Here is a 5,037-nt window from a genome sequence, read left to right as displayed (position 1 = left end):
TTAATCATTTTGGTTAAAAATAACATTGTTATTCCTTAAAACAATTATTTTGTTTCCCAGCCTTGTGATGGCTTAAGCAAGATACCTAGTATGGGGGCAAGCATTCCCCCGAATGAGTAACCGCACAAAACGATTGAAACGACCATACTCCGCATCGTTTTCGGTGCATAATCCGTCAATAAGGCAATGACGTTCGGCATGATTCCCCCTAGCCCTAATCCGGCTAAAAATCGGAAAGTCGAAAACATGGTAGGCGTGTTCGCAAATCCACATAATAGTGTAAATAAACTAAATAAAATCAGTGAAATAGCGATTACATTTTTTCTGCCAATCCGATCTGCTAATGTACCAAAGAAAATGGCCCCGAACATCATTCCAAATAGTCCATAGCTCCCCATTGCCCCCGCTTCCACGGAAGTAAGGTTCCACTCCACCGTCAATACCGGGACAACCGTACCTTAAACGACGAGGTCATAGCCATCAAAAAGGATAATGATAAAACACCATGCCAGCAATCCAAAATGAAAGCGATTGAACTTACTGTTGCTAATTACCTCGGTCGTATTAATTTTAGCCATAAAATTTTCTCCTCTCCATGTGACTCCAGTACTTCCATCCAAATGATAGCGCTTACGTAACCCTTTAAAAAAATATCGACTCACCATCACTTTATACAAATAGTGAACTGAGTTATCTATTTATTATTATAAATGCTAATTATCTGATATTTCAATAAAAATTTTCATATATTTTTCATAAATATCTTAAAATGTTTTCTGATGCTATCGTTTTATACAAAGTTCCGAAAATAAGTAAAAACAACAAAAAACCAGTCCCTTATCGGAACTGGTTTCTAATTATAAAGGTAGTAAGCCGCAATTGCCGTATTCAAGTAAGAAAGTTTTAAACCACCACTCCTCAAAGTGGGTGTTTGCAGAAACAATCCTGTTGTCCAAGTCAGTGACGAGGCATAACATTCCTGTCTCGATATAAAACTCCCTATTACAGCTTAAAGGTTAAAACTTAATTATCATTACGAACAACGCAGCTTGTATAGTTATAATACCGAAATATCTTCAATCTTGCAAGTTTAATTATTCCAAGACAACAAAAAAATTTCTTGTTACACATTAAGCAGGCGGAGCCAAATTAGTCATGCCCAAACGGCAAAATTAATGGCTGCACTCTAATTTCTCAAACTGTCCCCGACTTTCATTGATATCTTTTTAAGGAATAGCATCCTTGGGTAATTAATATTTTCAGATAGAATGTGCAAGATAAAATAAGGACGGAATTGAAAGTGTTTGTCTTGCGAAGATCATCGGATGCTGAACTTTATAGTATATCCTAAATAATATTTGCAAATACATGGAAGGAGTCTATAATATTAACTAACAAACTTGATTGGAGTGACTAGTTATGCTTTCAAACATTGGTTTTCCCGGTTTGATTTTAATCCTTCTTTTAGCTTTAATTGTTTTTGGACCAAACAAGCTGCCTCAAATTGGTCGGGCAGTGGGTACCTCACTAAGGGAGTTTAAGGATGCAACCAAAGGAATAACAGAAGAAATACAAGAGGAATTCAAGGAAGATGTACAAGCTGCAAAAAAAGAATCGATCAAATGAAAAAGACGCCTGCACGCAGCAGGCGTCTTTGATGCGTTTGTGGCGCAGAACCGTCAGGCCACATCCCGACGTTTAGCTAAAAGCATGTTCTACGACTTACACAAATTAGCTCATCGCTTTATTAATATAACATTAAACTTATTTTATATCAAGTGATTTATTGAGCAGCCTGTTACCGGCATCTTGGAATTGTTTTATTTCCTTCATGATTGTTCCTATTCTAAAAACCGCTTTAGGGATTTTTTATAAATATTCTATCGAGTTGTTTATTAAAATATGAATGACCCCGACAAGGTGTTCCATCCAACAAAATCGTTACACTCCATTACAAGTTCATCGTTAATTGAGTCAATTGATCCGAGGAAACGGCCACCTGATTGAACGCTTCATTAATATCAACGAATATAAAAATAAGCTCTGTCATTTAATATGTGACATTAATATCATCGAATATACCATTCAGCTCTGTCATTTCCTTTGTGATCTTAATATTCTGCTCTTTAACAGAAAGCATGGAGTGTGCTATTTCAGTAAAAAATATGCCAGTCTCTTTTCCTTGTTTCGTGCCTTTAGTAATTTCACCGCTAACCATGGAAATTGACGTGTTCATGACATCGGTAAAATGAGCAATTCCATTAACCAGTTTCACTACTTCCGAAACTGATTCCTTGGTATTTTCTGAAAGCTTCCTAACCTCACCAGCCACAACCGCAAATCCTTTCCCGTTTTCACCGGCTCTTGCCGCTTCAATCGCTGCGTTCAACGCCAACAAATTCGTTTGCTCCGCAATTGAAGTGATGATCGTGACAATTCGTTCAATTTCCTTTGACGTATTGGATAACTGTTCCATATCTTTGGAGATGATCGTCATTTGCTCTTGCGTTTTTACCAATCTTCCCTCTAATCCTTGTAACAGTTCGACTCCCTCATTTGATTTTCCCTCTGCATGTATGGCAATCTCTGACCCTTTTTGAGTGAAATCATGAATTTCGCCTACCTTATTTGCCATTAATTGAGTGGCTGAACTAGTCTCTTGGCTGATTGCTGCCAATTCCTCTGCATTATGATTGACCTGTAGTTTAATCGTTTCTTTTTCTGCTAAGTTTTTTTGGCGAATCTTCTCATTTTCAAGTTCATATGCCTCTAAAACTATTTGCTGCTCTAAATTAAAAATTTTAGTGACAGCCAGAATGTTTTCTTGATATTGCTCAATATTATTTATATCGGAAATCACATGAATGATTAATGATTGCAATAAATCCTGAAATGCACTCATATACCATTTTGGCTGCAGTCCAATTTGCACATGTACTTGTGCGATAATATAACGCTGTTTAACATACGCATCATCAATAGTACCGCTAAACATTTCGAACATATGGCGATGCAGTGTTTTTTTCAATCTCTCAACAGAACTATTGTCCGAAATGATTTTCATTAAAGAGGGTTCATTTTCTAGATTTTTATAAAAATTCCCTACAATTTGGGTCAAGTGTTCTTTCACTTTTTCCTGTAAAGAACGAATTATGCACAAATCCCCGATCGTCAAATGAATCATGTCCACTTGATTCAATACACTCGGATATTCGCTGATATTGATACCGACTTGTTCTTTATATTGCATATAGTCTATTGAATCTATCTTTTGTCTACTTCTCCATATACTTTTCATGATTGAATTACCCTCCAATTTTTTCTACCCATATATACTATTTCGACATAAAGTCTGTTAATCTTAATTCACTTTGATAAATTTTCCTCATTCACACAAGACTTATGAACTATTTATGTCCAAACAAAAAAACACTCCAGGGAGTGTCTCAGAGAAGATTATGAAATAATTCATCAATATTATTCTGACCATTCGTTCACCAATCGTTTGACGTAATCAAAGTACATCACTATACTTATTAAGTCTTAAAAAAAGTATGGGAATTATGCTTACTAATTGAAGAAGGTGACATTCATGGATTTTACAATTACCTATCTATCTTTTTATCTAATCCAAGTTGAAGGAAAAGGCGATCAGGCTGATAAGCGTTTTAAACATTTCCAAACACTTGATACCCAAGAATACGAGGAAAGTCCTCTAAAGGATTTTTTGGATGGGGAATTGATGAAGATTTCCAAGCGAAAAGTGGACCGTCATCCTAAAACTGAACAAATACCGACGAAAATCGGTTCTTTTATTGTCGAAGAAGGGCATTCACTTGATTCCAACCCTAATTACAATGTATTTAAATGTGTTCGCAATGCCAAAACGAAAGAGGAATTCCAAGAGGAAAATGAACAATTCACGCGGTCTTATATTGATACAAGTGCCGTCCGTGGCGGTGTCTTCATAATTGCTTCGGCTAAATTATCGAAATATCTTGATGAACCATTCGTATTCTTATTAAAATGTGATTTCGAGCCTAAAGTTGCTTCCATTTCGGATGAACGGACCTTGATTAGGCACGTTGAAATGGCAATCACCACTAAAAATATGAAATCCATTCAATACCCCTACATGCCCGAAGAAGGAATGGTCGAAGAAGGCGAACTGAAAATCCACCAGGCCTCACATGCCCGCTACTTCGAGGACTTCTTGAAATTCGTCGAATATGGTGAATCGATGCCGGAAATCATGAAAAACCAGGTCATCCACATGGTCCACGAACATGTATCCGCCCAATTCGAAGAAAACAGTGACGAACTGCAGAAATTCGAACAGGACCTGGAAATCTGGGAAACGAGTGAAAAGCGTGAAATTCAGGAACGTCTTGAAACCCATCAGGTCGTCGAAGCCACAGCTCAGATTGTCGAGCATACACCTGAAGCCGAACTGCGAATGAAGCTTGGCAGTACATCCATCAAAGGACTGCTGGCCGATTTCGGCGAAAGCATCCATTTAGGCAAGATTAACGGGAAGTATGTATTGATGATTGAATCGAATACAATAGAGTTCGATAAAGGCGTTTCGCCGATTGAATTTCATAGGCCGGATGATTTGATGGAGATTGTGGAGCGGATTAATAAGAAAAATGTTGGGGAGTAAGAGGTAATTTGCTAATTAGTGACCAATATTGTGACCGCTCGAAAGTGTAAAAAGATACTGATAATAGAGGGTTTATTACCTTTTAGTGACCGCATTAGTGACCAAAAAATTATACTCTTTAGTTTGTGTAGGTTTCCTATATTCAACAAATTTTACCACGTAAAAAAAAAGTCAGTGACATTGAAAATCACTGGCTTGGTCTTAAATATATATATTTTCATTATGTTGATTATTCTCCATCTTGGTTTTTGAATAATTTTTTGGTAAAGAAGTACAATATCTTTAATTTGAAATCAAGATTAACTCTCCATATAAAATACAATTAACAAAAAAGGAAACACTTGTATAAAAGCGTTTCCTTTTAATATTTATCA

The 5,037-nt window shown here is 36.5% G+C and carries 3 protein-coding genes, 1 other RNA gene and 1 pseudogene; 2 read left to right on the top strand and 3 right to left on the bottom strand.

Features of this window, described 5'->3' with window-relative positions:
* Positions 1 to 44 precede the first annotated feature (44 nt).
* Both ACFVSH_RS22745 and ssrS read right to left on the bottom strand, forming a co-directional pair.
* Positions 45 to 443 (bottom strand): annotated as a pseudogene (locus ACFVSH_RS22745) (MFS transporter); the annotation flags it as partial.
* A gap of 423 nt (positions 444 to 866) precedes the next feature.
* A non-coding RNA gene (ssrS, locus tag ACFVSH_RS22740) (6S RNA) lies at positions 867 to 1,054 on the bottom strand.
* Positions 1,055 to 1,419: 365 nt separating this feature from the next.
* Between ssrS and tatA the strand changes: the two genes are divergently transcribed.
* Positions 1,420 to 1,626, top strand: a complete 207-nt coding sequence (tatA, locus tag ACFVSH_RS22735) for a twin-arginine translocase TatA/TatE family subunit (RefSeq protein ID WP_192204717.1) — start codon at positions 1,420 to 1,422, stop codon at positions 1,624 to 1,626.
* Between the two features lie 424 nt (positions 1,627 to 2,050).
* Here tatA and ACFVSH_RS22730 read toward each other — a convergent pair whose 3' ends face one another.
* Positions 2,051 to 3,298, bottom strand: a complete 1,248-nt coding sequence (locus tag ACFVSH_RS22730) for a protoglobin domain-containing protein (protein WP_387707961.1) — start codon at positions 3,296 to 3,298, stop codon at positions 2,051 to 2,053.
* Between the two features lie 294 nt (positions 3,299 to 3,592).
* On the opposite strand from ACFVSH_RS22730, the gene ACFVSH_RS22725 reads away from it, so the two are divergent.
* A complete protein-coding gene (locus ACFVSH_RS22725; RefSeq protein WP_387707959.1) occupies positions 3,593 to 4,663 on the top strand; it encodes a DUF3900 domain-containing protein in 1,071 nt (356 codons plus the stop codon).
* Positions 4,664 to 5,037 lie beyond the last annotated feature (374 nt).

It is taken from the genome of Peribacillus sp. NPDC058002 (assembly GCF_042886655.1).
Classification (GTDB): Bacteria; Bacillota; Bacilli; order Bacillales; family DSM-1321; genus Peribacillus; species Peribacillus aracenensis.
This window is presented reverse-complemented; position numbering and strand designations above follow the sequence as displayed.